This is a genomic window from Neobacillus sp. DFD-2R, assembly GCF_057747865.1.
Window position 1 is genome coordinate 4,195,702 of record NZ_CM173228.1, and the last position, 25,757, is coordinate 4,221,458.

The 25,757-nt window shown below is 38.9% G+C and carries 27 protein-coding genes and 1 pseudogene; 9 read left to right on the forward strand and 19 right to left on the reverse strand.

Annotated elements, in window-relative coordinates; genetic code table 11:
* Positions 1 to 139: 139 nt before the first annotated feature.
* The 3 genes from AC3ANV_RS20965 to terL are packed head-to-tail and all read right to left on the reverse strand — an operon-like array spanning position 140 to position 4,414.
* Positions 140 to 1,093 carry a phage minor capsid protein gene (locus AC3ANV_RS20965; RefSeq protein WP_488310599.1) on the reverse strand — a complete coding sequence of 318 codons (954 nt, stop codon included), beginning with the start codon at positions 1,091 to 1,093 and terminating at the stop codon, positions 140 to 142.
* Between the two features lie 33 nt (positions 1,094 to 1,126).
* Entirely contained in the window at positions 1,127 to 2,647 is a 1,521-nt protein-coding gene (locus tag AC3ANV_RS20970; protein ID WP_488310600.1) for a phage portal protein, read from the reverse strand.
* Positions 2,648 to 2,662: 15 nt separating this feature from the next.
* Positions 2,663 to 4,414, reverse strand: coding sequence for a phage terminase large subunit (gene terL / locus AC3ANV_RS20975; protein WP_488310601.1), 1,752 nt, complete (start codon positions 4,412 to 4,414; stop codon positions 2,663 to 2,665).
* A 185-nt stretch (positions 4,415 to 4,599) separates the two neighbouring features.
* On the opposite strand from terL, the gene AC3ANV_RS20980 reads away from it, so the two are divergent.
* Positions 4,600 to 4,926 carry a hypothetical protein gene (locus AC3ANV_RS20980; protein WP_488310602.1) on the forward strand — a complete coding sequence of 109 codons (327 nt, stop codon included), beginning with the start codon at positions 4,600 to 4,602 and terminating at the stop codon, positions 4,924 to 4,926.
* Between the two features lie 169 nt (positions 4,927 to 5,095).
* Here the strand turns inward: AC3ANV_RS20980 and AC3ANV_RS20985 are convergent, their stop codons facing one another.
* The gene (locus AC3ANV_RS20985; protein WP_488310603.1) at positions 5,096 to 5,398 is read right to left on the reverse strand and encodes a DUF2958 domain-containing protein; all 303 of its coding nucleotides are present in this window, start codon (positions 5,396 to 5,398) and stop codon (positions 5,096 to 5,098) included.
* A 273-nt stretch (positions 5,399 to 5,671) separates the two neighbouring features.
* Between AC3ANV_RS20985 and AC3ANV_RS20990 the strand changes: the two genes are divergently transcribed.
* Both AC3ANV_RS20990 and AC3ANV_RS20995 read left to right on the forward strand, forming a co-directional pair.
* A complete protein-coding gene (locus tag AC3ANV_RS20990; RefSeq protein WP_488310604.1) occupies positions 5,672 to 6,283 on the forward strand; it encodes an SLATT domain-containing protein in 612 nt (203 codons plus the stop codon).
* Entirely contained in the window at positions 6,273 to 7,601 is a 1,329-nt protein-coding gene (locus AC3ANV_RS20995) for a nucleotide-binding domain-containing protein (protein WP_488310605.1), read from the forward strand. The genes AC3ANV_RS20990 and AC3ANV_RS20995 overlap by 11 nt, the downstream gene beginning before the upstream one ends.
* A gap of 251 nt (positions 7,602 to 7,852) precedes the next feature.
* Here AC3ANV_RS20995 and AC3ANV_RS21000 read toward each other — a convergent pair whose 3' ends face one another.
* The 5 genes from AC3ANV_RS21000 to AC3ANV_RS21020 all read right to left on the reverse strand — a co-directional run bounded on the left by AC3ANV_RS21000 (position 7,853) and on the right by AC3ANV_RS21020 (position 11,099).
* Complete coding sequence (locus AC3ANV_RS21000) at positions 7,853 to 8,272, reverse strand: hypothetical protein (RefSeq protein ID WP_488310606.1); 420 nt, start codon at positions 8,270 to 8,272, stop codon at positions 7,853 to 7,855.
* A 133-nt stretch (positions 8,273 to 8,405) separates the two neighbouring features.
* Complete coding sequence (locus AC3ANV_RS21005; RefSeq protein ID WP_488310607.1) at positions 8,406 to 9,062, reverse strand: hypothetical protein; 657 nt, start codon at positions 9,060 to 9,062, stop codon at positions 8,406 to 8,408.
* Between the two features lie 105 nt (positions 9,063 to 9,167).
* Positions 9,168 to 9,479, reverse strand: coding sequence for a hypothetical protein (locus AC3ANV_RS21010; protein WP_488310608.1), 312 nt, complete (start codon positions 9,477 to 9,479; stop codon positions 9,168 to 9,170).
* An 82-nt stretch (positions 9,480 to 9,561) separates the two neighbouring features.
* Complete coding sequence (locus AC3ANV_RS21015) at positions 9,562 to 10,440, reverse strand: tyrosine-type recombinase/integrase (protein ID WP_488310609.1); 879 nt, start codon at positions 10,438 to 10,440, stop codon at positions 9,562 to 9,564.
* A 251-nt stretch (positions 10,441 to 10,691) separates the two neighbouring features.
* Positions 10,692 to 11,099 carry a phBC6A51 family helix-turn-helix protein gene (locus tag AC3ANV_RS21020; protein WP_488310610.1) on the reverse strand — a complete coding sequence of 136 codons (408 nt, stop codon included), beginning with the start codon at positions 11,097 to 11,099 and terminating at the stop codon, positions 10,692 to 10,694.
* Between the two features lie 1,011 nt (positions 11,100 to 12,110).
* Between AC3ANV_RS21020 and AC3ANV_RS21025 the strand changes: the two genes are divergently transcribed.
* Both AC3ANV_RS21025 and AC3ANV_RS21030 read left to right on the forward strand, forming a co-directional pair.
* Positions 12,111 to 12,449 carry a hypothetical protein gene (locus tag AC3ANV_RS21025; protein ID WP_488310611.1) on the forward strand — a complete coding sequence of 113 codons (339 nt, stop codon included), beginning with the start codon at positions 12,111 to 12,113 and terminating at the stop codon, positions 12,447 to 12,449.
* Between the two features lie 111 nt (positions 12,450 to 12,560).
* On the forward strand, positions 12,561 to 14,072 hold the full coding sequence (locus AC3ANV_RS21030) for a recombinase family protein (protein WP_488310612.1): 1,512 nt from the start codon (positions 12,561 to 12,563) through the stop codon (positions 14,070 to 14,072).
* Between the two features lie 111 nt (positions 14,073 to 14,183).
* Here AC3ANV_RS21030 and AC3ANV_RS21035 read toward each other — a convergent pair whose 3' ends face one another.
* Complete coding sequence (locus tag AC3ANV_RS21035) at positions 14,184 to 14,456, reverse strand: hypothetical protein (RefSeq protein WP_488310613.1); 273 nt, start codon at positions 14,454 to 14,456, stop codon at positions 14,184 to 14,186.
* 147 nt (positions 14,457 to 14,603) lie between these two features.
* On the opposite strand from AC3ANV_RS21035, the gene AC3ANV_RS21040 reads away from it, so the two are divergent.
* Together AC3ANV_RS21040 and AC3ANV_RS21045 are read left to right on the forward strand one after the other, a co-directional pair.
* Positions 14,604 to 14,987, forward strand: a complete 384-nt coding sequence (locus tag AC3ANV_RS21040) for a DUF1054 family protein (protein ID WP_488310614.1) — start codon at positions 14,604 to 14,606, stop codon at positions 14,985 to 14,987.
* Between the two features lie 295 nt (positions 14,988 to 15,282).
* Positions 15,283 to 15,851: pseudogene (locus AC3ANV_RS21045) on the forward strand (transposase); the annotation flags it as partial.
* A 268-nt stretch (positions 15,852 to 16,119) separates the two neighbouring features.
* On the opposite strand, the gene AC3ANV_RS21050 reads toward AC3ANV_RS21045, so the two are convergent.
* Together AC3ANV_RS21050 and AC3ANV_RS21055 are read right to left on the reverse strand one after the other, a co-directional pair.
* Positions 16,120 to 16,392 (reverse strand): UPF0223 family protein, encoded by a 273-nt coding sequence (locus tag AC3ANV_RS21050; protein WP_488310615.1) that lies wholly within the window; start codon positions 16,390 to 16,392, stop codon positions 16,120 to 16,122.
* Positions 16,393 to 16,434: 42 nt separating this feature from the next.
* Complete coding sequence (locus tag AC3ANV_RS21055) at positions 16,435 to 17,394, reverse strand: NAD(P)H-dependent flavin oxidoreductase (RefSeq protein ID WP_488310616.1); 960 nt, start codon at positions 17,392 to 17,394, stop codon at positions 16,435 to 16,437.
* Between the two features lie 215 nt (positions 17,395 to 17,609).
* On the opposite strand from AC3ANV_RS21055, the gene AC3ANV_RS21060 reads away from it, so the two are divergent.
* The gene (locus AC3ANV_RS21060; RefSeq protein ID WP_488310617.1) at positions 17,610 to 19,082 is read left to right on the forward strand and encodes an aminotransferase class I/II-fold pyridoxal phosphate-dependent enzyme; all 1,473 of its coding nucleotides are present in this window, start codon (positions 17,610 to 17,612) and stop codon (positions 19,080 to 19,082) included.
* Between the two features lie 70 nt (positions 19,083 to 19,152).
* Here AC3ANV_RS21060 and AC3ANV_RS21065 read toward each other — a convergent pair whose 3' ends face one another.
* Positions 19,153 to 19,275 carry a GapA-binding peptide SR1P gene (locus tag AC3ANV_RS21065; RefSeq protein ID WP_488310618.1) on the reverse strand — a complete coding sequence of 41 codons (123 nt, stop codon included), beginning with the start codon at positions 19,273 to 19,275 and terminating at the stop codon, positions 19,153 to 19,155.
* A 163-nt stretch (positions 19,276 to 19,438) separates the two neighbouring features.
* Positions 19,439 to 19,738 (reverse strand): DUF3055 domain-containing protein, encoded by a 300-nt coding sequence (locus AC3ANV_RS21070; protein ID WP_488310619.1) that lies wholly within the window; start codon positions 19,736 to 19,738, stop codon positions 19,439 to 19,441.
* 150 nt (positions 19,739 to 19,888) lie between these two features.
* On the opposite strand from AC3ANV_RS21070, the gene AC3ANV_RS21075 reads away from it, so the two are divergent.
* Entirely contained in the window at positions 19,889 to 20,323 is a 435-nt protein-coding gene (locus AC3ANV_RS21075) for a DUF1885 family protein (RefSeq protein ID WP_488314290.1), read from the forward strand.
* A gap of 33 nt (positions 20,324 to 20,356) precedes the next feature.
* On the opposite strand, the gene AC3ANV_RS21080 is transcribed toward AC3ANV_RS21075, so the two are convergent.
* The 5 genes from AC3ANV_RS21080 to pdhA all read right to left on the reverse strand — a co-directional run bounded on the left by AC3ANV_RS21080 (position 20,357) and on the right by pdhA (position 25,716).
* Entirely contained in the window at positions 20,357 to 20,599 is a 243-nt protein-coding gene (locus AC3ANV_RS21080) for a hypothetical protein (RefSeq protein ID WP_488310620.1), read from the reverse strand.
* 220 nt (positions 20,600 to 20,819) lie between these two features.
* Positions 20,820 to 22,235 (reverse strand): dihydrolipoyl dehydrogenase, encoded by a 1,416-nt coding sequence (lpdA, locus tag AC3ANV_RS21085; RefSeq protein ID WP_488310621.1) that lies wholly within the window; start codon positions 22,233 to 22,235, stop codon positions 20,820 to 20,822.
* 3 nt (positions 22,236 to 22,238) lie between these two features.
* Positions 22,239 to 23,543: a dihydrolipoamide acetyltransferase family protein gene (locus AC3ANV_RS21090; RefSeq protein ID WP_488314291.1), complete on the reverse strand. Its 1,305-nt coding sequence runs from the start codon at positions 23,541 to 23,543 to the stop codon at positions 22,239 to 22,241.
* 76 nt (positions 23,544 to 23,619) lie between these two features.
* The gene (locus AC3ANV_RS21095; RefSeq protein ID WP_488310622.1) at positions 23,620 to 24,597 is read right to left on the reverse strand and encodes an alpha-ketoacid dehydrogenase subunit beta; all 978 of its coding nucleotides are present in this window, start codon (positions 24,595 to 24,597) and stop codon (positions 23,620 to 23,622) included.
* 3 nt (positions 24,598 to 24,600) lie between these two features.
* Entirely contained in the window at positions 24,601 to 25,716 is a 1,116-nt protein-coding gene (gene pdhA / locus AC3ANV_RS21100) for a pyruvate dehydrogenase (acetyl-transferring) E1 component subunit alpha (protein WP_488314292.1), read from the reverse strand.
* Positions 25,717 to 25,757: the final 41 nt, after the last annotated feature.

A 25,757-nucleotide genomic window follows, 5' to 3' on the forward strand; every position in this document is an offset into this window, starting at 1 on the left:
GCCCCACGACGGACATATATTTTGGAAGGAATCGGAATTTCGCAAAGCCACAACCCGAGGTCATGGAATTGACGAAATCCAATTCAATCAAACAATTCAACCGTGTGACACTTTCACAAGAAAAAGTTGAAAAAATTTTTTATTTCTTCTTTTTTGCTGCCCGAAGTACTGCTTTTGCTTCCTTTTGACCTTCCTCGAACTTCTTTCGAACGGCTTCGGGCAACAAATTGATATCACGAATCGGCGTGACTTTGTGACGACAATTCGGGTGAAATATAAGATTGGAACGACGTAATTCGTCATAAGTCATGAACCCTTCCGTGTGACCGTTTAAAGAAATGATTTGTCCTTCGAACTTACGGCAAGAGTCGTCTGCATTGTGCGAAGAAATAATCGCAAGGTCAACGCCCCTTTCCAACGCTTCAACCCGTGTTCCTTCGGTGTGTGCTTGCAGCATTTTTGTTCGTGTGACCATTTCCGCATAGGTTTCAAGTTTCCAGCGACGCCCCGCCCTATCAACGATTGCGACGTTTCCTTCAACGTTGAAACGATCCCGAATGTCCTTCTTGTTCAACGCCGCAACGATTGCTTTTCGGGTTGTATTTCGACCCATTCCCGCCGCTGCTTTTGCCTTCATTTGTTCTGCAACAACCGCACGAACCATTTTGATTGTCGATTGCTTCATTTTGTTGTTTGCGTAAAGCAAATCTTCGAAGGTGTCCGCCATTAAAGCGTCAATTGATTCCATGACCAACGCCGACATTGCAGCCCCAGAAATCATGGAACGGGCTTCATCAAGTGTTTTGGCTTCGCCAATTGTGACCAACGCTTCAACTTGACCGTTGATAAACGCTTCCTTGATTCGTTCTTTGACCCACGCTTCGGCGTCTTTATCAACTTGACCAAGCAGCACCGCCAATTGTGCAAGAACGGCGTTCATTTGTGCCCGTGAAATATCTTTTTCCGACCCACGTGTTGACATACTTTCAAGAATCGCAATAACTTCAAGAATTGCATTTTTATAGATTCGAACAAGTTCGTTCACGTCCCGATTGTAGGTCGGAAGCGGAATGTCCCAACGTGGTTGAGCCATGCAATATCACCCCCCAAAAAGAAAAGACGGGGATTATTCCCCGCCTTCGGTTTCGTCTTGTTGTGCAGTTTCTTCGGAATCATCTTCTTCAAGCGACGTTTGGAAAGCGGAAGGATTTGCAAACATGCTGGAAGCTCGTTCGTTTTCCTTTTCTGCTTCTTCTTCGATTCGTTTCAATTCTGCTTCCGCTTGTTCTTCGGTTAGACCGTCCAAACGCATTAGTGCCGTCTTTGCCGAAATAGTTGCCTTTCCGCCCGTGCGAACGTTCATGATATTTGCAAGTTCGGCGTCGTCTTGTGGAAGTCCATCTTTGAAGTGAATTTTGACTTCAAAAAATTCATACCCCTTTTTGCTGCCAAGTTTGGCGTCCTCAACTAATTGGCAAATCATGAACAATTCCTTCAATCCTTTATCATAGAATTGACGTTTACGATTGATTTTCGCCAGCAAAGAGTTCATTCGGAACTTAATTGCAAGACCCGAAGACCCCGAAGTTCCTGCGTCCCCTTTACCAAGTGCAACGGAAGGAATTTCGGCGTTGGTCAATATCAGTTCGGTAATCCTATCAATTTCTTCGAATGCGGATTGAAGTTGACCGTTCCACGTAATATATTGCGGAATCACGTCGTCTTTCCCCATAACTTCGAAAACTTTATCACGACCCACGACGAAGGTTGGATTGCCCCATTCGTCTTCCCCAAGTACGCCCGTCGGAACGGCAATTGCGGGGTCTGCGTGTTTGTCTAGGATTTGAGAAATTGCGGTCAAACGACGATTCAATTCGTCAAACAACGGCTTGTGTTCGGATAGGTCGTCGAGTCCTTCCCAATCGTCGTCCGTTGTATAGTTCGGAATGTGAACGACTAGCGGGAACGGAACGCCCGTTTCAACTTCTCGATAAGCCGATTTGATTTCGTTTCCAAGTTTCCATTCAACGACGTCAATTCCCTTTGTTTCAAATGGATTCATTTCGAACTTACGATAAACAATTTTATTTGGATAGTGTGATTCAACTTTCAAAATCCAATCTTGGTCGCCGCTGCCCGCAACAACGGTCGGGAACGCAATGTGATATGCTTCAATTACGGAAGCGTCACCCGCACTTGTTTCGGGGAATACATAAGCGGGATTTTGAAGTTCGATGATGATTCGGAACGGATCGAATACTTCGGGAACTTTACCGTTCCATTTTTGACCCCAACGAACTTTGAAAAATGCGTCCCCACGAAAAGCATTTCCCGTTGCGGATTGCTGCAACTTCATTGGAAGATTGTTTTCACGTACCCATTCGTCCAGCTTTTGTTGTTCGGGTGAATCGTCTTCTTTCCCCGCCGAAAACGTTGGTGATTCACCGAATAAAAAGTCCGCCGATTTCTTACAAATCAAGCCCGCAATGTTGACGGAAATATAAAGCGAATCGGAAGGCAGCTTTTGAAATCGTTCGAAAACGTCATAGTGTTCGCCCTTAAATAATTTCTTGTTTTCGTTATATTTTAAAATTCGCTTCTTGTGTCCTTGCGGTGGAAAGTAACCCCCTTTCTCAAATAGTGACATCGTTTATTTCCCCCCTTATAATCCTTTCGGTTTCTTGTAATAAGTCCGCCGCTTCATGCGTGTGCCGACTTCAACCGCCATTTGAAGCGAATCGGGAAGGTCGTCATTCGTTCCATTTGGAAATTGTTCTAATTGTTCTAACAACAAGCGTTGGTGACGCATGAAACGCAAAGCCCCGTTTTCAACAAGCGGTTCAAGCATTTCGATTCGTTCCTCCTTCTTGGTTCGGGAAACAATCGGGTGCAGCTTCGTTCCATAAATGCCCCGCTTTGTCATTGCGTCTTTTAATTGACGATAGAAGTCGTGTTGAGCTGCAACCGTTTCAACGGCAAAGACCTTCGGCTTGAACTTCCGCATGATTTTCAACGCTTGTTCAAGTGCTTCGTGTGCTGGAACTTTTTTCGCCCAGGTGTCCACGACATAAAAAACGCCCGTTCTTTTATCACGGGCAACGGTCACTATTGCGTTGTAGTCACTTCGATTGTTCTTTCCAAGTGCGATATCCCAAGCGGAATAATATTCGAAGTGCTTTTTCTTTTCGTTCAATTCGTCATAATCGAAATAGGTCAATGAATCCAGCTTGAAGATTGCGTTTTCCGTGTCGATTGGATTGTTCATAAATTCGGAATTGAATGCCCTTGAAGTCATATTCGCTTTTTGAACGATCAAATCAAAATACTTCCAACGACCTTCCCAAAGAACTTGAACGCCTTTGTCCATTTCTTCACGGTTGGAATAATAGAATTGCTTTGCTTCTTCCAATCGGTTCGGGTTTTCCACGTCCCGAAGAACTGTTTCAAGTTCGTCCCAAAGGTCGCCACGTTCGGGCGGCGATATAATAGCAGCAAACCGTTTTGATTGGAAATCCGCTTTTTGCATGACATGTTGAAGCAAACCAGCAGCAACAACCGTTGTCCCCATATAAACAAACGCCGTTCTTGCGGGGTCGCCGATAGGAAGGACAACTTTGTCAAACCAATCAATATTTTTGGCAATAAGTTCCGCCGTGTTGGTGTTTTTGCTAGATTCCAAGTCATCGCAAATAACCAAATCTGGACGGTGTGCACCGTTACGTTTACCACGCAATTGTTTTCCAATTGAAGCCGATTCAACCAACGTTCCCGTTGAAGTCATGAACGCTTCTTGATTGTCTTTATCGTTCATCATTTTGTTAGGCGATAAGATTTCTCCAAAATCACGGCGAAGTTTTTCGTTGAACTTCAATTCGTTTCCGATCCATTCAACGAATTTTTTCGCTGCCGAATCGGTTTCCGAAATAATCAAGATATATTTCCGCTTTTCAAAAATCGTTTGGTGTAGCGGGAACACGTTCGAAAGATAGGCCGATTTTGCGTGACCACGTGGGGCACTCCAAGCGATTCTTTTGTTGATTTCTTCGTTTGATACCACGTTCAAGATATCGGTCAACTCAATATGAAAATCGGGTGCGTCTTCGATCCTCACGCCCGCTGGAATCAAGTTCCCTTGATTTTCGGGATTGCGTTCTTCGGAAAAATATTCGTAAGCAAAGAACAAGATATCTCGTTCACTTCGGTCGATTCGGTTTAATGCTTCGAATTCTTCCTTATAGTCATACGCCAAAGCCTTCTTCGAATCGGGAAGTTTGCCTTGCGCTGCTAAAATCCGAAATGTGTCCAAGATTTCCGCAAGAATCTTGATACGCTTCCACCGTTCGTCTTTGTTCTTTATATATCTTCGGTCAACAATACCAACCGTTTCGCCCATATAATCACCCCTTGCGCCCAAAATAAAAAGACGCTGCCCCCGCTTTCCAGCAGCAAAGGGCAACGCCTTGTGTTCGTATACATGTCATAAATGTTCCAACAAGTGAAAGAACAAGGCTAAGTGATTGGTTTCGTAAAATAGTTCATATATTTGTCAAAAGGTGAAAAGTTATATTTGTAGAAATTTTCTTTTAAGGAGGTGACAGAATGCCAACAAAATTGATTACCGTAAGAAAGGCAAAAGAAGAAATAAAAAGACTTCAATTTTATATTGAACTGGTCGAAAACTATGAAGCCGATACACTTGAAAAACTAATCATCAAAGAGTACGCATTCGAAAATAGCATTGCACAAGTTGTTCGTATTTTACAAAGCCGTGGAATTACTAGAAATGGTCAACCAGTAGATTTTGATTATATTAGAAATGTAATAAATGGACGCCCAACTGATGAATTACATAAAATGATGAAATCTGGTTATAATCAAAGAACGAAATCTAGTAGAAATAAGTCAAATAATTTTTCGTACAATTGACCCATTTGTACGTATGTAATATAATTTTGTTTGATTGCGAACCCTTTCGTAATCTTGTTTACTTACGGGCGATGGTTGCGGAAACAACCGACGCCCAATTAATTCACATTTCTCGTAATCTTGTGTACTAGTTTACAAAGGCAATAGACTGCCCCACCGCCTCATGATTTTACAAGCCTAAATCTTTTATTTTTGTAGGTTCGAAGAAGTAATCACGTTCAATAATCGGAACTCTATATTGTGCGTTAATTTGTTCGAATTCATCTAATGAGAAGTATCCCCATTCACGTTCGAATCCCTCAACCAAACCGAAGAACAATCTTTCTTGTGGGTCGTATTCTACGCCGTACCAAGTCCAACTATTTGTCATACAAAAATACTTGACTTGTGCGGTCTTTTCACCCGTTTCGATTTCTTCTGTTTCGTAAAGTCGTGGAAGTCTTCTTTCGATTTCCTTTGTCATTAGTTTCATTTGCGATTTCCCCTTTCGTTTATTTGTAATCTTGTTTACACTTTTATTATATAAATAAATCGTAAACAAGTCAACATGTTTACAAATCTCGTTCGTTTAATTACAATTCTTAACAAAGTTAATTATAAGTTATTACACTTTGATATCATTAAAATTCGATTTTTAAAAATAAAATTTGGAAAAATTATAAGTAATTGGAGCTATATTTCTAGTAAAATTGTTATAATTAAAAGGTATTATATGTCTTACGGTTTAGGAAGGGATTGATATCTATTGGCTGGATTAGGAAAAGATGAGCTATTAAAAGAATTAGCCACTAACGGCTACAACGTAGGTTTTGGAGCAAAGAAGAACTTTGCAACTTACGATATTATTTCAAAAGTTCCAGGAATTATTTCATTAATAGGATTGTTAATTGGAGTAGGGCAGCTTGCTTATCCTGATGGTCCTTTTGATACTGGAATATCAACAGTCTTAATTATGGCAAGCATAATGGGAATGACAATTACTCCGTTTAACAATGAAAAAGAAAAATATAATCAACAAGGCATAAAAATGACTCAGCTCTTTAATGAGCTAAGACATCTGTACTTCAAAGTTCAAAGCTCTACAGCGACAGAATTTGAAAATGAAGAACGAGAAATGGCAGCTATTATGAATCAATATTATTCAATCAGTATGAGTAATCAAATCTTTGCAAGCGATTGGTATGCACACTATAAATTCTTTAGACAAATGCAGATTGACTGGATTGACGAGCAGAAGAATTTTAAGTTATTTAGAGATAAAATACCTACATCGTTTATTGTGTTTGTCGTTGTAATTATACTTGCTATTCCTACATGGGTATACATTTTCAAGGGGGAGTTACCATTTGTTAGCTGAATCATTTGAGGAGTTTGTAAACTCCCTTCAATTAGATAATCTAAACGATATTGATACAAAATTTAGAACCATCACCAAGCGCTTAAATATGAGCTATTACGATGGCAGTACCAGTGAGGAAGATCACGGTTATAAAGTGGGGTCGTTAGGGCGTAAAACTGCAATTAATGGTATCAGTGACATGGATATGTTGTTTGTACTTCCTAAATCAAAATTCAAACAATATGATGAGTATAAAGGTAACGGCCAATCAGCTTTGTTACAGGATGTAAAGGCTCAGATAAGAAAACGATATCCAAATGAAAGTATTATAGTACGTGGAGATGGACAAGTTGTTGTCATAACCTTTTCCAATTATGAAGTAGAAATATGTCCAGCATTTGAAAATAGTGATGGTAGTTACAAATATCCAGATTCTAACAACGGAGGTACGTGGAAGCGAACAGACCCTATGGTAGAGATTGGGGAAAGTGAATATATGATTGACCATACTAATGGTCACTTTAAATATATTTGTCAAATGGTTCGCGCATGGAAAAATAACATTGGATTTAAGATGGGGGGATTATTAGTAGATACATTGGTTCATAAGTTTTTTAACAAATATCCTGATTATGTGACAGCAACGTTTGAGGATTATTTGTTCCTATTTAAAGATTTATTTTTGTATCTTAAAGGTCAAAGTAAAGAACAAAAGTATTGGCAAGCTTTAGGAAGTAAACAACACGTTTATGATAAAGGTAAAGATTTTATAGACAAAGCAGAGAAGGCATACAATAAAATAAAAGATCTAACAGAAGAAAGTGAAGACCTTTACGAGAAATTACAGGAAATATTCGGTATTAATTTTCCTGCTCCTGAAGTTGTGCAAAAAGCTGAACTTAGTTCTTATGCTTTGCGTGGTAATAACGAGCAATTCATTGAAGAAATGTTTCGAGTTGATATCAAGTATAGATTGAAAATTGAATGTGATGTAAAGGCAAATGGGTTTCGTGAAGGTTCACTGCGTAAGATTATAAGAGATAAAATACCTTTGCTACATAAAAGGGAACTTAAATTTTATATAGACGTAAATGAGGTAGAAGAAAAAGGTATAAATTATTCTATTTATTGGAAGGTTCGAAATCGTGGGCCAGAAGCTGTTACAAGGAAAATGCAAAGAGGAGAAATTGTTAAAGGGACTTCCCAAAAAGTAGAGCCCTCTTCCTTTAATGGACCTCATTACGTAGAATGCTACATCGTTAGTAACGGAATTTGTGTAGCCAAGAACCGTATCAATGTGCCAATCTTTCAAAAACCTTTTCAGATGAAAATCTAATTAAAGATAACGAGTAACGAAAATGACAGATCAGTATATCCCCCTTTTTTGGGTTCATAGAGGATAACAGGATAACCACTTAATGTTTTTTAAATAAGAAATTTTATACTTTCATATCTGTAAAAAACGGCGGGGATTATTCCCCGCCGTTCTTTATAATGAATTATCCATTTCAGTCAATTTGCTTTTAAACTTCTTCGTAAGCTCTGCGTATTCGTTCCCGCTGCTAGTGACCAAATAAAGGGCGCCCTTTATAGTTCAAAGTCTTCTTCGTGTGTTGTGTTCATATGTTTCCGTGAATATTGGTCTGCATATTTAATAGTTATGTATGAAGGATATGGATTGTCGTGTGAAGCCGTTATTTTAAAAGTTCTGGGCGGCTGTCCCTTCTTTATTAAAGATGGTTTATCTTCAAGAAACAGCTTCGAATCTTTCCAAGAAACGTCGCCAATCAATATGTCTTGAATATAGGCGTCACATTGTCCCACGTTTTGAATAACCAAATTAGGCTTGATTAGCGAAACGTGTAATTCTGCTTTCATTGCTTTTAGTTTTTCTTGTTTTCTTTTTTCGTTACGGTCAGACAAATCAATAAAAAATTTGCTTACATTGAAAACAAGTGCAACGATAGCAACACATAATGAAATAATCGAAATTGTAATAGCGTTCAATGCAATTTTCCCCTTTCAAATTTAATACTTTCATATTTTATAATATTAAAATTCAAAAAAGGAGAATTTACGCAAAAAGTTTTTATGATTTCAAAAAATAAGGCGGGGTTGCCCCCTTGCCCCCCGCCCGTGCTTAAATTTTCGATTTTAAATAATCGTGAATTTCCTGGGATTTTACTTCGTTACCAAACGACCCGGTCACGTTAAATTTTACCGTCCCGCCGTTGACGCCCGAATTCAAGTCGGAAATTACTTCATAAAGATAACGCAAAGACGGTTCGTCATAATACCGTTCAGCTTGTAAAATTAACGCACCAGCAACATTAATATCGTTTAGTGCTTCGGATTCTGCGAAATCCTCATATTTCAATCGGCCGACGTCTTCAACAAACTTCGTCCATTCATTATCGTCTTGCAGCCAAGCAGCTTCGGAAAAATCCGTTCCATTCTTCGTTAATTGGTTCAAGTAATCCGTTACCGATTGCAAACGCTGCTTCGCCATTTCTTCGTTTTTATATGCGACGTTCTTTTTGTAATCCTTAAATTTAAGACCTAACGAAAAAGAATAAGATTCGTCTTTGAATTTCGTTTCGATCGCCGAGTTATTCAAATGCTGCGGCGTTTCCTTTTGAAGTTCAATCACCGAAGATTCAAGGTTTTTACCGTCAACCGTAAAAACGTTGCTTCTTGTTACTGGTTCAATATTAGCTTCGCCTTTTACGACATTCACGCCGAAGATTCCAGAAACAACTAGGCCAGCACCAAGAAGAATTGTCATAGTTCTTTTCATATTTGATTCCCCCAAGAATGTCAAATTTATGTAATTAATTTATCAAAACGTAAACAAGTTTTCAACAAAAAAATATGGACGCCCCCAAAGGGACGCCCCTTTGCGTTAGCTTGTCAAATAAATATCGCTAGACTTCGCCGTGCAAACAATGCTTCCGCTGGAAGTGTACCAAACGACATAAACATAATACGTTCCACGTGGGTCGGAAGAATAAATATCTAGCGAATTTCGGAAGTCAGTGTATCCAGTTAGACCGACAACCGTATTCAAGACGATTGTGTTGCCCGTTGATTTGTGAACCAAAGAAACCTTCGCATAAGAAATAATTGACGTGTTGTAAGGAACACAATTTGCGTAAATATCAACGGAAGTCGCCTTTGGTGAATAATACGTTGAGTCAGTTGTTACATAGGCCATAAACATTCCCCCTTCTTATAAAATAAAAACCGCCCCAAAGGGACGGCATATAATAATTCGACTATTCATTTGTTTAACAACATCAGAAATCATATTCAGAATCTTTCATTGCGTCGGCAATTTCCTTCAACGATGGTTCTATATAACGTTTTGACGTATTAACATTTTCATGACCGGCAACCGAAGCGACAATTTCGATTCTTCCCGTTGTATCGGCGATATTTTTCAACGCCGTGTGTCGTAATTGGTGAACGGTAAAGGTAAAATTCAATTTTTCCGACAAGTTCTTTGTCATGTGTTGAATCGCACGGGGCGTCATAAACGGTGAACGTTCCGAATGGAATAGATATTCGGTGTCAACGTCCCGATATTGCAGCCATTTCTTGACCGCCCTTTGCGTTGCAGCATTAAACGGAACTTTGCGGAACTTGCCGCCTTTACCAACGACTGAAATCAAGCCGCTTTGCCAATCAATATCGCTCATTTTGATATCGCAAAGTTCTTGGACACGTAAACCGCAATTAACCAAAACCGAAAAGATTGCCCTTTGTAACGTCCTTTTCCCTTCGCCTTGTTTTGTTGCGTCTATCGCCGCAAAGATCGCTTTGACTTGGTGACGTTCCAACCATTTTGTTTCGTTTTGTCGGGCTATTTTCGCCGCTTTGATTTCTTCCGTTGGATTTTCGTTTAGGATTCCCGCTTCGATTAAAGAAGAATAGAACGTCCGAAGTGTTTGTAAGCGTCGGTTTACGGTGGTTTTCGCTAGTCCCGACTTTTCGAGTTGTTGTGTATATTTTTTGATATCATTCTTCACGGCGGCCGCTACCCCGTCCCCCCGTGCTGCCCCCATAAAATCAGCGAAGATTTTTAAGTCGGACAGATAATTCTTAATTGTATTTTGGCTTTTGCATTTGTCCTTCATGATTGCAACGAATTTTTCGATTACTTGTTCGTTGTTCATTACTTCGTCTTCCTTTCGTATACTTGTAATCTTGTTTACGTTTTTATTATATAAATATTCGTCATGTAATGCAACTAGAATATTTACTTTATACGACGAAAAATAAATTTATAAAATAAATATACGACAAATTATTTTCGCAAGTCCTTGATACGTCAACGTTTTTATTCCGTCCCAATTTATGATTGGTCGTATAGTTTATATTATATGACGGATATTCAACAATAAAATATGTAATGCAGCGGCGGCAATTATTCCGCCTTTGCTTCGTCAATCAGCGATTTCAAATCGGCAAGGTCTTTCGCAAGCTGGTCGTTGTCCTTGTCTTTGTTGTGCACGGTCTGTTCGATTTCTTGACGTTCCACAAGCAGCCCAAACAATTTATAAAACAATTCAATCGCTTTAATATTGCCACGTTCAGCTTGTTTCGTGTGTGCCTTCAAAACGTTCGGTAATACTTCCTTGACGTTTTCAAGGGATTGTTCGATTATCGCTTGTTTGAATTCGGGTTGTTTTCGCCAGCGGTGCAATTGACGAACGGAAACGCCAGCTTGTTCAGCAATTTCTTCGAAACTGAATCCCGCTTTGTTTGGCTGCGACAATAGACCAATAGCAATGATTTGTTTTTCACTGAATTGCGTCATATCGACTTTACTCATTTTTCGATTCCCCCTTAATCGAAGTTTTCGGAAGTGACGTCCAAAGACAGCGTTCTACGGATATTTGAAGCGTTATTCTCAACGTTTCCCAACGTCCCAAAACGTTTCCCTTTCGAAACCTCAAACCCGCATGAAATCAGCGTTTTTCAGCGTTTCACCAACGCATAATTTCCGTCTTCCAAACGTCAATTTTTCGTATCTCAACGTTCAATTTTCTAATGTCACTTTTGACGTTTTTACTTCGTAATTTCGGACATTCACTTCGAAATAATAATTCGGATATTTACGTTGATAACGCTCCTATAAACGACAATCTATTCGAACAATCTACGTTCAATCTTCGAATCCCTATTCGCAACAATATCTTCGAATCAATCTTCGTGATTATCGCTATTAACGTTATTAACGTAACAATCTTCGAAACAATTAACGTTTCAATCTTCGTTTATAATCCCTTCGGGAAATTTGCTTCGCAAATTATAATGCTTTTATTCTTGTTATATAAATTTTGATTTTGTTAAGAAAATAGATATTGTTATTGTCACGAAATGGTTACAACGTCATTGTCGCCAAATCGTTACAATCCAGCGAATAAAACGTTACAACCCTAATTCGAAGAATCTATTTATTCAACTGTTCGATATTTTAACAAGGACACATACGAAAATTTTCTTAGAAACGTCTTTACGATTCGCCAACGGGTTCATTCGTCCTATATTGTTTTAACCCTGCATTATATCGCAAGACGTTTAATTTTTTAATGACAACCGTGTGTCTTCGATTGTCCTTCATTTACATATTTGAACTAAACGGGTGTTTCACAAGATTAAAATTCAATTAGAATTCCATTAATTTCTCGTATAATGTTCTTAATATTTTGTTCGTACTTTCGTTCTATATTTTGGTTGTAAATCGTTGCCATTGACACAACTTGTCGTATATAATTTTTATTGTCAATTATGGTCAAACAACAGTTTTTGCGATACATAATGCATAAGGGGGAAAACGAAATTGGTAATCCATGAAACCAAAGAATCATTACTTACACTTCATGAACAATTACGTTCAATTCTTGTGTACGCTGTGACTGTAAGGAAACTTCACCAAGCGTGTTTGCTGCCAGAATTGTCTTTCCGATATATTATTAGTGAAGCCGATCAAGAAATCGACAAACTGATTTCGGAAATTGCAATTGCATTTGGCGAAGTAATTACCGAAGAACATTCTGTTCATTTTCATTTTTGGGATATTGAAACCGAATGCCCCGACACTGAAACTATTAAGTTCGTGAAAGCAGCATATAGTGAAGCGGTTGAAGAAGTTGACCGAAAATGGAAATCCGTTTGTTGACGGGTTTCTTTTATTTTCGGCAATATGTAATTTTGTTTTCTTGTTTACAAGTTGACATTTCATTCTTATAATAGTTTTATCGTATCAAAACAACCGAAAGGAATGATTTGCGTGACCGAACGATTGAACAAGTATAGTCGAATTGCTGCTTACTTGCGTAAATCACGGGAAGACTTGGACACGGAAGACACTCTTTCAAAACACCGTCTACAATTGAAGGAATTCAATGCGAAGAATGGTTTCAAAAACGTTGAATTTTATGAAGAAATCGGTTCTGCGGATTCAATTTCAAGGCGTCCCGTTTTTATGGAACTACTGGATAAGGTTGAAGCTGGTGCATTTGACGCCGTGCTTGTCGTTGCTTTTGACCGCTTGACACGTGGAAGCCAAAAAGACGCTGGAATCATTAACGAAATCTTTAAAGAATCCGATACACTTATCGTGACGCCAAATAGAACCTATGATTTGAACGAAGAATCTTCCGAAATGCTTTCCGAGTTTGAATCGTTAATTGCCCGACAAGAATATCGCCAAATAAAGAAACGCTTGAAGCAAGGGAAAATCAACGGAACGAAGGAAGGGAAATTTACCAACGGAAAGCCGCCCTTTCCTTATTACTACGATCGAAATACAAGGACGGTCAAGGTTGACGAAAACGGGCGTAAAATATACAACTACTTGTTGACACTATTCCTTGAAGAAGGTCTTTCAACGGAAGAAATCGCCCAACGATTCAACGTCGAAGGAATCCCAACAATTTCGGGGAAACCTAATGCGGTTTGGCGGCAATCTCAAACGGCAAGACTTTTGAAACACGAATTTCATCTTGGTTATGTCTTCCACGGCAAATTTCGGCGGGTGAACGGTCATCATTACCGTGAAAACGACCCGTCAAAGGTTATCAAGGTCAAAGGGCAGCATGAACCGTTGAAGACCGATGAACAACATTGGTATATAGTTCAACGGCTTGAAGAAACCCGTCTTGTTCCGCACCGTGCCCGAAAAGGCGAATATATACTTTCGGGAATCTCAAAGTGTGCTTTTTGTGGTCATGGAATTTCGTGGTATCGTGACCCAAAGAATCGTGTTTATTTGAAAAAGTGCCGTCATATTCTTCCCGACGGCATTAACCGCTGCAACAAGAATCAAGGTTGTTCCGAAGACGTCATTCTAAGGGCGTTACGGGACGATATGGAAGACTTTGCAGCAAGATTGTTCAGTAAGACCCAAGACGCCCCAAAACGCCGAAATCGGGGCGGCAAGGCGTTGATTGCACTTCAAATTGAAGCGATTGAAAAAGCAAACCAACGGATTGAACGGATAAAGGAATTATTTATCGACGGAATGATTGACCGAAAGGAATTCGAAAAAAGGAAAAAAGCCGAAGAACAAAAAATTAAAGCTGCGGAAAAAGAGGTTGAACGATTTTCCCAATCAAATGAATTTATTGACGAAGCAAAGAAAAAGGAACGAATGAAGCGTTGGACTGAAATTAACTTGAAGGAACTATTCGAAGGGAATCTTTCGACCCGTGAAAAGAATGAAGGCTTCAAGAAATTGATTGAACGAATTGATTATAAGCGGGAAGGCGAAAAAGTGGAATTAAATGTGTTATATAAATAAAACGGCGGTCATTTTAACACACAAAAACGCTTGGTTAGAAATAAAAATTCTATCCAAGCATTTTCATTTTCTGATGATTGACTGTTCGACTAAAGCTACCAGCTAGCTTATTTACTCATTACGATTCCAGAAGTTTCGTAATTCTTCTTCTGTTTCAGATTTTAGTTCATTCAGCTTTGACAACATAAATTGTTCCTGTTCGGATAGAAAAGAACCAGATTTGATTTGGCTAAGTAATTCATCAATTTTTTTCTCTATAATTCCCACACAAATATTAGCGGCCTCATGATAACCATCATTAAATGCTTCATATATCCGTTTATTATCTGCTTCCCTTAAACGATTTAATGTATCATCCTTGATTTCTCTCATAAACTCTTTCATTATCGTTCTCCAATCTGTATTTAGATAAGATATCTCTATACATCATGTTATTGATTTTGCCCTATGAAATCAAGGTTTTTTGGCTATTGTATTTTGTGAGCAAAGCATACATGGGTAGCGTTTGCCAATAATCCTCGAGGTTATAAAATGCTCCCGCATTTTCAAATTGGCTTGTGGAATACCCATTTATTTATTTGGTTTGCGGTTATTTATGAGGCCCCGCAAAAGCAGGAAATCGGGGCAAGACTAGCTAAAAAATTGAATAAAATTTATAAAGATATTCCAAAGGATTTTGTTTGGTCTATTGATCATATGAAACCGGATACGATTAAGCATGGACAACTTTCAAAGGCTGAGTTGCTTTCATGTTTTGAACGGTTGCAAAACATAAAGAAAGCTGAAATATTGTGCGGTTATGTACTTAACAGAGAAGAGGCTATCCAATTGGGTTCGGAAGGTTTACTCCAACAGATTGAAAATGTATTCCATATAGTGGCACCACTATATAAACTGGCTCAAGGCATGAAATAGAAAAAACCCCCAATGGGAGCTCAGGCTGTCGAAAAACTTTCGATAGCCTTTTATTTAATTCCTTTTCTTTAACAATTCACCGCGTTAATTTATTATAAAATTATTAATATATAGGCTCTACAACATGTCTGTTGATTTACGCTCCAGGCGCTTCGCTTTCCGCGGGCGTGCCGGGGAGCCTCCTCGGCTCTTTGGCGCCTGCGGGGTCTCCCCTGCCCCGTACTCCCGCAGGAGTCTTCGCGCCTTCCGCTCCAATCAACCGTGCGGTATTCAATAAAGACCTTCGGCTCAACTAATAAAGCCAAAAGAATCTAGGCAAAGTGAATATGAATTTGTGTCTATTAATGAATTAGTTCCTGACGACCACCTTCTTCGTTTGATTGACAAATAGATTGATTTTTCATTTCTTCTAAAAAAAGTTCGTCCTTTTTATAGTGAGGATTATGGCCGTCCATCTTATCCCCTTATTCTGTTTAAAATGATGTTTATAGGGTATCTTTTTGGTATTCATTCTGAAAGACAACTAGAAAGAGAAATTAAAATGAACATTGCCTACCGTTGGTTTTTAGGTTTAAAATTCCATGATCCGGTTCCACATCATTCTACGATTAGTTGGAATCGTCAACACCGTTTTAAAAATACTGATATCTTTCAGGATATTTTTAATAAATTGATCTCCAAGTAATGAATCACAAAATGGTTGGGAGGCCTGTTTTCTTTACGGATTCAATTCATTTAAAGGCAAACGCCAATAAACATAAGTTTACAAAAAAAGAGGTGGAAGTTGAGGCTCGCGAATATTTTGAGGAATTAAATAAAGCTATAGAAGAGGATAGAATTAAATCTGGAAAAAGTGTGTTGCAATACTTTAGGTTGATTTGCCTCCCTGTTGATTGGAGCGGAGGGCACTAGACTCCTGCGGGATAGAGAGGTCACTGGAGACCCCGCAGGCGCCAAAAGCGCCGAGGAGGCTCCAGTGACCTCCCCGCGGAAAGCGAGTGCCCGGAGCGGAAATCAACAGGCACATTAGCAGGGAGAATCAATAAATTTGGTATTTAGATTCTGACAAAATAAAAAATTGCAGAGAAAAATACCCTTTCTCAACAATCTGAGCTCCCAATGGGAGCTTTTTCTATTTCATCAAAATCTTATCCCCGGCTGAAGCCGCTTTTGCTTTTTTTATGGTGCGATAGGATGAATAGCCGCTTATTTCTTCAAATTCACCACAAATTGTTTTTTCTTCTGCTTTACTAGGAACGATTTCTTTAAATCGCCGATACGCCGTCATAACTTCATCACGTTCGATTCCTTTTTCATAGGCTTTTTCAATCGCCTCAAAAAATTTAATGACATCGACAATCTCGTCAGTTGACCAGTTATAATCAATTGGATATTGATATTCCATTTATACACCTACTTCTTTTATAGCCTTAAATGTATAATACCTTTATTTTCCCCATTTTTCACGAATTTGTTCCCCATCCTTAATTATTCTGGCAAAAAGTTCGTTAACAGTAGGTACATCTTTAATTAATCCCATTACCTGCCCTGCCCATGCAAATCCTTCATTAACAAAGCCATCATGTATGTAACGGACATTGGCTTTACCGGAAATAAGATCCTTAAGCTGATCGTACCCGCCTTTATTATTTTCGACCTCAAGAATTTTATCTGTCCATGAATTTACCAACACCCTTGCAGGAGCTCCGAGCGTTCGTTTAATGACTACAGTATCAGTTTCAGTACCCTCAACCAACATTTTTTTATAGACCTCATGTGCATGGACACATTCTTTTGTGGCAATAAATCTAGTTCCCATTTCAATGCCTTCTGCACCTAAACTAAGTGCAGCCATTAATCCTCTGCCATCGCCAATTCCACCTGAAGCAATAACCGGTATAGAGACAGCATCTACTACTTGGGGAATTAAAACCATTGTACCAACGTCATCTCGCCCAAGATGCCCTCCACCTTCTTGGCCAACCACCATAACAGCATCTGCTCCAAGTTCTTCTGCTTTAACCGCTTGTCTCCTTGATGCAACCAGGACAAGTTTTTTGATTGGTGTCCCTTTTAATTGCTCAAAAATAGGGGAAGGATTCCCCCCTGTCATTGATACAACAGGAACTGCTTCATCAATCGCTACTTGTAAAAAATCAGCAAATGGCCTCCCGTGCTGCCCGATTGCAAAATTTACACCAAATGGTTTATTTGTCAGCTTCTTTACTTGCCGGATTTCTTCTTTAAGCTGATCCGGATGTTCTAAAGACATTGCCGTTATTTGACCGAGCCCGCCTGCATTTGAAACCGCAGCTGCCAACTCAGAGTAGGCGAGATGTGCAAGACCGCCTTGAATAATTGGATATTGAATGTTTAGAATATCAGTGATTCGAGTATTCCAGTTCATTTAAACCCCTCCTAACAAGCTGTTTTATTTGATATTTCGTTCAAAAAGGTTAATTTTCCTGTTTTAATGAGAAAATAACTTGAACAGAGAAAAATATTAGACTTCCGTACATAAATATCTATGCAATGAAGGTCAATAGTGCTATAATTTCATTTGTTTTATTTTTTATATTGTAATAATATGCGTATTTTTGAATAAAGAGGTGTGATTATAAATTGTCGCAAAATAAAACACCGTTATTTAGCGGTTTAGTAGAACATGCAAAAAAAAATCCAGTGCAATTTCATATTCCAGGCCATAAAAAAGGTGCAGGAATAGATCCCGAGTTCCGAAGATTTATTGGCGATAACGCTCTTTCAATTGACTTAATCAATATCGGACCGCTTGATGACCTTCATGCACCTAAAGGTATGATTAAACAGGCCCAAGATCTTGCTGCTGAAGCGTTTGGCGCAGACCGAACCTTCTTTTCAGTTCAAGGTACAAGCGGAGCCATCATGGCAATGATCATGGCAGTTTGTGGTCCGGAAGATAAAATAATCGTTCCGCGAAATGTTCATAAATCAGTTATGTCAGCAATTGTTTTTTCGGGGGCCATTCCTGTTTTTATTCATCCTGAAATTGATGAAGAATTAGGAATTTCTCATGGAATTACACCTGAAGCAGTTGGAAGGGCTCTTGAGAAGCACCCGGATGCAAAAGGTGTTTTAGTGATTAACCCAACCTATTTTGGAATTTCAGCAGACCTTAAAAAAATTGTGGAGATAGCCCACTCCCATAATGTGCCCGTACTTGTTGATGAAGCACACGGTGTCCATATCCATTTCCACGAAGACCTTCCGCTGTCAGCCATGCAGGCTGGTGCTGATATGGCTGCAACAAGCGTTCATAAACTAGGCGGATCAATGACGCAAAGCTCAATCCTAAATGTAAGAGAAGGTCTTGTATCTGCTAAGCATGTACAGTCTATCCTAAGCATGCTGACAACAACTTCTACTTCTTACCTTTTACTTGCTTCTCTCGATGTAGCACGGAAGCGGTTAGCAACTGAAGGAAAAGAATTGATTGATAAAACAATTAAATTAGCTCAATCTATTCGGAAAAATATTAATGAGATTGACCATTTAATTTGCATTGGAGAAGAAATTTTAGGCTCTAATGCTACCTTTGATTATGATCCGACCAAGTTAATTATTTCGGTGAAAGAGTTAGGATTAACCGGATATGAAGTAGAAAAATGGTTAAGAGATAAACATAATATTGAAGTTGAAATGTCTGACCTATATAACATCCTTTGCCTAATCACACTCGGAGACACAGAACATGAAGCAAATTTATTAGTTGATGCCTTAAAAGATCTTGCAGATGAGTGTGAACACCGCGTTGAAAAGGTTGAGCCATTACAAGTGTTATTACCTGATATTCCCATCTTAGCACTAACACCACGTGATGCTTTTTATTCAGATACGGAAGTAATTTCTTTTGAAGAATCTGAAGGTAGAATTATCGCAGAATTTATAATGGTTTACCCTCCAGGGATACCAATTTTTATTCCTGGAGAGATTATTACAAAAGAAAATCTTCATTACATTCGTAAAAATCTTGAAGTTGGCCTGCCGGTTCAAGGTCCTGAAGATGATGAAATTAAAACCATTCGTGTGATTAAGGAATACAAGGCCATTAGATAATTATTTTAAAAAAATACAGGATTCCGAAATCGGAATCCTGTTTTTATTTTCTTAAATTATTTAAGGTTATTTATACTTCTTCCTCAACATGATGATTGTCGCAACATTTACATTTAGAATATAAAACTGTTACCTTTTCATCCTCAAAATGATCAATAGTAGCGTTACAAGCTTGGCATACGATTGTACCCATCTTTTTCAATCCCCTTTTCATTTTTAAATGGTCACTAATGTAAGCGCATTAACTTCTTTAAATTAATAATAATATAACACATTTAGTTTTTCAAGCCCAAATTGTATGTCACATTAAAAATTATTTCAAAAAAAAATGGCCATATTTATGGCCAAAATAAGAATTATTCATATTGGGTAACAAATGGGATGGAAGGGAGAGTTTCGCTAAAAAATTCAGCTAAGTCCGCAGCTTGTTGTTTATCAGAAATCCGGAATACATTTTGAAGGTAATCGACGTCTTCAATGTCTTTAGGATCGAGGAGAGTTGAACGGCCAGTTTGCATACAGACTACTAGGGGTTTTCCGAAAAACATATTCGTGTAAATAATTCCAAAATCAAAACGTGCATGTTCTGTCGTAAATCCAATAAACCTTACTTTCACATTTTCATGTTCATCATACATTTTTTCAAATAATTCCATTGGACTCCTCCTTTATTTTAATCTTTAGAATATTATTATAATTTATATTCACCAATTTAACAAGAAACTTATTGTAAGTGTTGTCATTAGTGTTTTTCCAGTGCTAGAATAGAAAGGGATATTATTCGGGACTATTAGGGGGGAATGATGATGGCTAATAATGCTTTTATTAAACTTGTGCCTTCATCTGCGAAACAGGATGTTTCAATCGAAGATGTAAAAGAACTTTTTCATTATTATAAAGATATAACCGGAAAAACCGGGACTCAATTAGATTGGCAATTTGAAAATTCTGCCTTCCCATATGAAATAAAAGAAAAAGAAGAAGGTAAGGGAAAATGGTTTTATTTACACTCTAACAATGAGCGATACAATGCCATTTTAATCGGCGTTGATAAAGAAACTGTTCAGAATGAGAATGGTGAAGAAAAAGAACAAACTTATATTCAGGTTACTTTACCGGAACAGTCCACTTTCGGAGACAAAGGTAAAGCAAATGAATTTTGCAAATTTCTTGCAAAAAAATTACAAGGTGAGCTTCATCTTTTTAATGAAAGAATCATGTACTTTTATCCAAGAAAATAGTAATCATTGTAAAGGCTCCTAATAGGGGCTTTTTTAATGAATAAAAAGTGCCATTGTATAATGAATAGACGTATAAATTACTAAGCTTAATGCAGTTAGAAACAGAGTTTTGCGGGTTGATCTCATTACTTTATTTCCGATTAAAAAAGCTAAATAAAAAAATACAAAAAACATAATGACTTTGTATAATAGCTGGTCATGTTTTGATAACCATTCGATTAATGAATACCCGCTCCATACAATAAATTGCAGCATCATTACAATATAGACCCTCATATTTATCACCACTTTTAAAGCATTGATTTTCATTTTTAATTATGATGACTTAGTTAAGTATATGTTTCGAACAGGTGAGTTATTTTCTTTTTTAAATAAATATTGACAAACCCAAATTAGTCAATCACTTTTATGAATGCTTTCTTTTTACTCCCTTATAAACAATTCTCCAGAAGAAATAAAAAGTCCTCTCCAAATTAATGGAAAGGACTTTTTTTGATTATTTTATGATATGGATTGGGCTTCCAAGTGCTACTTCTGCCGCTTCCATCGTTATTTCTCCAAGTGTAGGATGTGCATGAATCGTCATTGCCAAATCTTCAGCAGTCATCCCTGCTTCAATTGCCAGACCAAGTTCTGCAATCATATCTGATGCACTAGCACCTGCAATCTGTGCTCCAATCACAAGGCCGTCTTCTTTACGAGTGATTAATTTTAAGAAGCCGTCACCGCTATCGAGTGATAAAGCACGACCATTTGCCGCAAATGGAAATTTGGCAGCATTTACTTCAATTCCCTCTTCTTTAGCCTGTGCTTCGGTATACCCGACTGAAGCTAACTCAGGATCAGAGAAAACAACTGCAGGAATTCCAAGGTAATCAATTTCAGATGAATGACCGGCAATTGCCTCAGCCGCAATTTTGGCTTCATATGAAGCCTTATGAGCTAATTGAGGACCTTGAACAATATCTCCAATAGCGTAGATATTGCTAATGCTAGTACGGCACTGTTTGTCAATTTCAATAATACCGCGGTCAGATATTTTCATACCAATTTGTTCAAGTCCCATTTCATCTGTGTTTGGACGGCGTCCAACCATAACAAATACGTAATCAGCTTCGATTTTCTTTTCTTCGCCTTTTGTTTCGAAAGTTACTACCACACCGTTTTCTGTTTCTTCTACACCCTTAGCGAATGCTTTTGTATAGAATTCAGCACCTTTTTTCTTCATGGTTTTCTTAACAAGTGCAGCCATTTGCTTATCAAATACACCAAGACCTAATATTTCTTCAGCACCTTCTAAGATGGTTACTTGGCTGCCAAAGTTTGCGTATGCACCGCCTAATTCAATCCCGATTACACCGCCGCCGATAACAACGATTTTTTCTGGAATTTCATTTAAATTAAGTGCACCGGTCGAGTTAAGAACACGTTTTGAATATTTAAAGGCAGGCAACTCAATTGGACGGGATCCTGTCGCAATAATCGCATTTTTAAAGGTATACGTTTGAGCTGAATTTTCATCCATTACCCGAAGTGTATTAGCATCCACAAAATATGCTTCACCGCGAACAATATTTACTTTATTGCCTTTTAATAAACCTTCTACTCCACCTGTTAACTTTTTAACGATTCCAGCTTTAAAGTCTTGAACCTTCGAAAAATCAACTTTTACATTTTCGGCTGTAATGCCAAATGAATCAGAATGTTTGGCGGTTTCGTAACGATGACCCGCTGCAATCAATGCTTTAGAAGGAATACACCCTACATTTAAACATACGCCGCCTACATATTCTTTTTCAACAATTGTTACCTTTTGTCCAAGCTGGGCCGCACGAATTGCTGCGACATACCCCCCGGGACCTGCTCCGATGACTATAGTATCTGTTTCAATTGGGAAATCTCCAACTACCATTTATTACGCCTCCATTAACAATAGTTCTGGATCGTTCAATAATCGTTTAATATGATTTAAAGCATTTTGTGCTGTTGCACCATCAATCATGCGGTGATCAAAGCTTAAGGAAAGTGCCAAAACAGGAGCGGCAACAATTTCACCGTTTCTTACGATTGGTTTTTCAGCAATTCTGCCTACACCCAAAATCGCAACTTCAGGATGGTTAATAACAGGAGTAAACCACTGACCACCTGCAGAACCAATATTTGAAATTGTGCATGATGCACCTTTCATTTCGTTCGGAGCAAGCTTTCCGTCACGAGCTTTTCCTGCTAATTCATTTATTTCATTAGAAATTGTAAAGACTGACTTACGGTCTGCATCTTTTACGACAGGTACTAATAAGCCTTTTTCAGTGTCTGCTGCAATTCCAATGTTATAGTAATGTTTATGGATAATTTCACTTGTTGCATCGTCAAGTGATGTATTTAGTGCCGGGAACTCTCTTAAAGCACTTGTTAATGCTTTTACGATGTAAGGCAAGAATGTAAGCTTAATCCCTTTAGCTGCTGCCACATCTTTGAATTTTTTTCGGTGTGCTACAAGTTTTGTAACATCTATTTCATCCATTAAAGTAACGTGTGGAGCTGTATGCTTGGAGTTAACCATTGCTTTTGCAATCGCTTTGCGAATGCCGCTCATTTTCTCACGTGTTTCCGGATATTCTCCTTGCGGAATTGGAGCTGCAGCTGCTTGTGGTGCTTCAGCTTTTGCCCCTTCTGCTGCCGGTGCAGTTGCTGCTTGAGGTGCTGCTTCCGCGCCGCCATTTAAGAATGCATCAATATCACCCTTCAAGACACGACCGTTATCACCTGTTCCGGTAACAAAACGAATTTCAACACCTTTTTCGCGTGCATACTTTCGAACAGACGGCATGGCAATAATACGGCGGTTTGGATCAACTTCCGCCTGTGGAGCTGTGACTGCTCCGGCTGCTGCAGGTGCTGGCGCCGGTGCTGCTTCTTGTGCAGGAGCGGCTGGTTTTTCTTCCTGTTTTGGCGCTTCTTCTGCATGGTCGTCGCCTTTAAATTGAAGGTTCTCGTATCCAGGTGCATCAAATGTAACAAGTACTTGTCCTACTGTTGCAACAGTCCCTTCTCCTACTAAAACCTCAAGAACCGTGCCTTCAACAGGGGAAGGAATTTCCACCACTGCTTTATCATTTTGTATTTCGCATAGTACGTCATCTTCTTGAACTTTATCGCCCGGCTTAATGAACCATTTGACGATTTCACCTTCATGAATACCTTCACCGATGTCAGGCATTTTAAATTGGAATGATGTGGCAGTTGCGCTCACTGGATTCATCCTCCTATTGTTTATTTATTTCTGCAGCTTCTAATTAGAATGATAAAACTTTTTTAGCAGTTTCAATTACGTCTTTATAGTTTGGAAGCCAAACAGATTCGGCTTGAGAGAACGGATAAATCGTATCCGCAGCAGTGACGCGCAATACCGGTGCTTCCAAGCTTAAAATGGCGCGGTCATTAATTTCTGCAACCACAGTAGCTGCAATTCCGGCTTGTTTTTGAGCTTCTTGAACAACGATTGCACGGCCTGTTTTTTCTACTGAAGAAATGATTGTTTCAATATCAAGAGGGCTAATCGTACGTAAATCGACAACTTCTACAGAAAAACCTTCTTTTTCAAGTTCTTCTGCTGCTTTTAATGATTCGTGAACCATTGCACCGTAAGTGATAATTGATAAATCTGTACCTTCACGCTTAACGTCTGCTTTACCAAGTGGAATCGTGTATTCACCTTCAGGAACTTCCTGGCGGAATGCACGGTACAATTTTAAATGCTCAAGGAAAATAACCGGGTCATTATCACGAATAGAAGATATCAATAATCCTTTTGCATCATAAGGTGTTGAAGGAACAACAACTTTCAAACCGGGAGTTTGTGCCATTAACCCTTCAAGGCTATCTGAGTGCAGTTCAGGAGTATGTACTCCGCCGCCAAATGGTGAACGTACTGTTATTGGCATATTATAACGGCCGCCGGAACGGTAACGCATCCGAGACATTTGACCTGCAATGGAATCCATTACTTCAAAAACAAATCCGAAGAACTGAATTTCCGGAATTGGGCGGAAACCAGTTAAAGCAAGACCAATCGCTAAACCGCCAATACCTGATTCAGCAAGCGGAGTATCAAATACCCGGTCTTCACCAAATTCCTTATGGAGACCTTCAGTTGCACGGAATACGCCGCCATTAATCCCTACGTCTTCTCCAAATAATAATGTTTTTGAATCATTTTGCAACTCAGTGCGTAATGCATCAGTAATTGCTTGAATCATTGTCATTTGAGCCATGACTTACTTCGACTCCTTTGCTTTATAAATTTCATATTGTTCTTTTAAGTTTGAAGGCATTTCTTCGAACATAATGGACATTAAGTCTGTTACTTTTTGCTTAGGAGCCGCGTCCGCTTTTTTGATTGCCTCTTTAATATCTTCCTTGGCTTGTTCGATTACTTCGTTTTCCTTTTCTTCGCTCCAAAGTCCTTTGTTTTCAAGAAACTTACGGAAACGGACAAGCGGATCTTTCTTTTCCCATTCGTTATCAAGGTCGGAAGTACGATAACGGGTTGGGTCATCTCCGGCCATTGTATGTGGACCATAACGGTAAGTAAGCGTTTCGATTAAGGTAGGACCTTCACCGTTAATTGCGCGTTCACGTGCATCGTGTGTAGCCGCATAAACAGCTAATGGATCCATTCCATCAACTTGAACCCCAGGGATACCTGCAGCAACCGCTTTTTGAGCAATTGTTTTTCCTGCAGATTGTTTTTCAACAGGAGTCGAGATAGCGAAACGGTTATTTTGGACAATAAAGATGGCCGGCGCTTTAAATGCACCTGCAAAGTTTATACCTTCATAGAAGTCCCCTTGTGAAGCTCCACCGTCACCGGTATAGGTAATAGCAACAGCTTTTGCACCGTTCTTTTTCATACCTAACGCAACACCAGCAGCTTGCACATATTGTGCACCAATAATAATTTGTGGTGAAAGAACATTTACGCCCTCAGGGATTTGATTCCCTTGGAAGTGTCCTCTTGAGAATAAGAAGGCCTGATGCAATGGTAAACCATGCCAGATTAATTGGGGAACATCACGATATCCAGGTAAAATAAAATCTTCTTTTTCAAGTGCAAATTGGGAAGCTAACTGTGATGCTTCTTGACCCGCGGTTGGAGCATAGAAACCTAATCTTCCCTGACGATTTAAAGAAATAGATCTTTGGTCAAGAATGCGGGTGTAAACCATTCGGCGCATTAATTCCTGCAGTTGTTCATCTGTTAAATCAGGCATAGCCGCTTCATTTACAACTTCGCCTTCTTCATTAAGGATTTGAAGCGTTTGAAATTGATCTGATACTGTCTCGAGTACTTTTTTCGCATCGAGTTGGGCGTTCTTAAGTTTAGAAGCCATCATGGTCACCTCTTCCTTTCTTTTAAAACAAGAATGTTAAA

Excerpts from the sequence above, each read along its gene's own strand:
- AC3ANV_RS20970 (WP_488310600.1), bottom strand. The coding sequence starts at position 2,647 with ATGTCACTATTTGAGAAAGGGGGTTACTTTCCACCGCAAGGACACAAG.
- AC3ANV_RS20985 (WP_488310603.1), bottom strand. The coding sequence starts at position 5,398 with ATGAAACTAATGACAAAGGAAATCGAAAGAAGACTTCCACGACTTTAC.
- AC3ANV_RS21015 (WP_488310609.1), bottom strand. The coding sequence starts at position 10,440 with ATGAACAACGAACAAGTAATCGAAAAATTCGTTGCAATCATGAAGGAC.
- pdhA (WP_488314292.1), bottom strand. The coding sequence starts at position 25,716 with ATGGCTTCTAAACTTAAGAACGCCCAACTCGATGCGAAAAAAGTACTC.
- AC3ANV_RS21055 (WP_488310616.1), bottom strand. The coding sequence starts at position 17,394 with ATGAACTGGAATACTCGAATCACTGATATTCTAAACATTCAATATCCA.
- AC3ANV_RS21040 (WP_488310614.1), top strand. The coding sequence starts at position 14,604 with ATGCTCCCGCATTTTCAAATTGGCTTGTGGAATACCCATTTATTTATT.
- lpdA (WP_488310621.1), bottom strand. The coding sequence starts at position 22,235 with ATGGTAGTTGGAGATTTCCCAATTGAAACAGATACTATAGTCATCGGA.
- AC3ANV_RS21080 (WP_488310620.1), bottom strand. The coding sequence starts at position 20,599 with ATGAGGGTCTATATTGTAATGATGCTGCAATTTATTGTATGGAGCGGG.
- AC3ANV_RS20980 (WP_488310602.1), top strand. The coding sequence starts at position 4,600 with ATGCCAACAAAATTGATTACCGTAAGAAAGGCAAAAGAAGAAATAAAA.
- AC3ANV_RS21090 (WP_488314291.1), bottom strand. The coding sequence starts at position 23,543 with ATGCCTGACATCGGTGAAGGTATTCATGAAGGTGAAATCGTCAAATGG.
- AC3ANV_RS21010 (WP_488310608.1), bottom strand. The coding sequence starts at position 9,479 with ATGGCCTATGTAACAACTGACTCAACGTATTATTCACCAAAGGCGACT.
- AC3ANV_RS20965 (WP_488310599.1), bottom strand. The coding sequence starts at position 1,093 with ATGGCTCAACCACGTTGGGACATTCCGCTTCCGACCTACAATCGGGAC.
- AC3ANV_RS21050 (WP_488310615.1), bottom strand. The coding sequence starts at position 16,392 with ATGGAATATCAATATCCAATTGATTATAACTGGTCAACTGACGAGATT.
- AC3ANV_RS21070 (WP_488310619.1), bottom strand. The coding sequence starts at position 19,738 with ATGGAATTATTTGAAAAAATGTATGATGAACATGAAAATGTGAAAGTA.
- AC3ANV_RS21075 (WP_488314290.1), top strand. The coding sequence starts at position 19,889 with ATGGCTAATAATGCTTTTATTAAACTTGTGCCTTCATCTGCGAAACAG.
- AC3ANV_RS21065 (WP_488310618.1), bottom strand. The coding sequence starts at position 19,275 with ATGGGTACAATCGTATGCCAAGCTTGTAACGCTACTATTGATCATTTT.
- AC3ANV_RS21020 (WP_488310610.1), bottom strand. The coding sequence starts at position 11,099 with ATGAGTAAAGTCGATATGACGCAATTCAGTGAAAAACAAATCATTGCT.
- AC3ANV_RS21095 (WP_488310622.1), bottom strand. The coding sequence starts at position 24,597 with ATGGCTCAAATGACAATGATTCAAGCAATTACTGATGCATTACGCACT.
- AC3ANV_RS21005 (WP_488310607.1), bottom strand. The coding sequence starts at position 9,062 with ATGAAAAGAACTATGACAATTCTTCTTGGTGCTGGCCTAGTTGTTTCT.
- AC3ANV_RS21035 (WP_488310613.1), bottom strand. The coding sequence starts at position 14,456 with ATGAAAGAGTTTATGAGAGAAATCAAGGATGATACATTAAATCGTTTA.